General features: G+C 68.2%; 1 protein-coding gene. It reads left to right on the top strand.

The genetic code is table 11. The features are described from left to right. Positions 1-1,179 (top strand): MDR/SDR family oxidoreductase (locus tag BST12_RS29030; protein WP_139802062.1); only part of this gene is annotated, 1,179 nt, incomplete at both ends.

Below are 1,179 nucleotides of genomic sequence, written 5' to 3'. Positions count from 1 at the left end.
CACCCAAACCCTGACCCCACCCCCAACCCCGGCCTGGCAACTGCACACCACCGGCACGGGTTTGACGAACCTGGCCCTGCTCCCCACCCAACCGGCCACCACGTTGGCCCCCGGACAAATCCGGGTCGCCATCCGCGCCGCCGGCCTGAACTTCCGCGATATCCAGGCCGCCCGAGCCGCCACCAACGATCACGGGATCGGCTGCGAAGGCGCCGGCGTCGTCCTCGAAACCGCCCCCGACGTGCCCACCATTGCAGTCGGCGACACCGTGATGGGCCTGTTCCCCCACAACGCGTTTGCCCCCACCGCCGTGACCGACCACCGCCTGGTCACCAAAATCCCCGCCGGCTGGTCCTTCACCCAGGCCGCCTCTGTGCCCGTGGCGTTTTTAACCGCCTACACCGCCCTGGTCGACCACGCCCAACTCGGCGCCGGACAACGCGTCCTCATCCACGCCGCCACCGGCGGTGTCGGCCAGGCCGCCATCCAAATCGCCCACCACCTCGGCGCGGAAATCTTTGCCACCGCCAGCCCCCACAAACACCACATCCTCACCGACCTCGCCATCCCCACCGACCACATCGCCTCCTCACGCACCCCCGAGTTCGCCGACACCTTCAGCCGACGCGGCATCGACGTCGTCCTGAACACCCTCGACCAGTTCAGCGACGCCTCACGCCAACTACTAACCCCCCACGGACACTTCCTCGACCTCACCGACCACCCCACCCACGACCTGACCACCACACCCCCCGACCAACTTCGCCACACCTGGACCACCCTCACCGAGCTATTCACCACCGGCGCCCTGCACCCCCTACCCACCACCAGCTACGGCCTCACCCAAGCCCGCCACGCCTTCACCGACATGGACCAAGCACGACACACCGGAAAAATCGTGCTCACCCCACCCACCACCCTGACCCCCGACGGCACCATCCTGATCACCGGCGGCACCGGCATGCTGGGCAAACTGTTCGCCGAACACCTCATCACCCACCACGGCGCCCGCCACCTGCTACTGGCCTCACGCAGCGGCCCCAACACCCCCGACGCCACCGAACTGCACCACCACCTCACCAACCTCGGCGCCCACGTCACCCTCACCGCCTGCGACACCAGCAACCCCACCGAACTGGCCGCACTGCTCGCCGACATCCCCACCCACCACCCCCTAAC

Origin of the sequence: Mycobacterium angelicum, from assembly GCF_002086155.1 — a bacterium.
GTDB classification, from domain to species: Bacteria; Actinomycetota; Actinomycetes; order Mycobacteriales; family Mycobacteriaceae; genus Mycobacterium; species Mycobacterium angelicum.
This window is presented reverse-complemented; position numbering and strand designations above follow the sequence as displayed.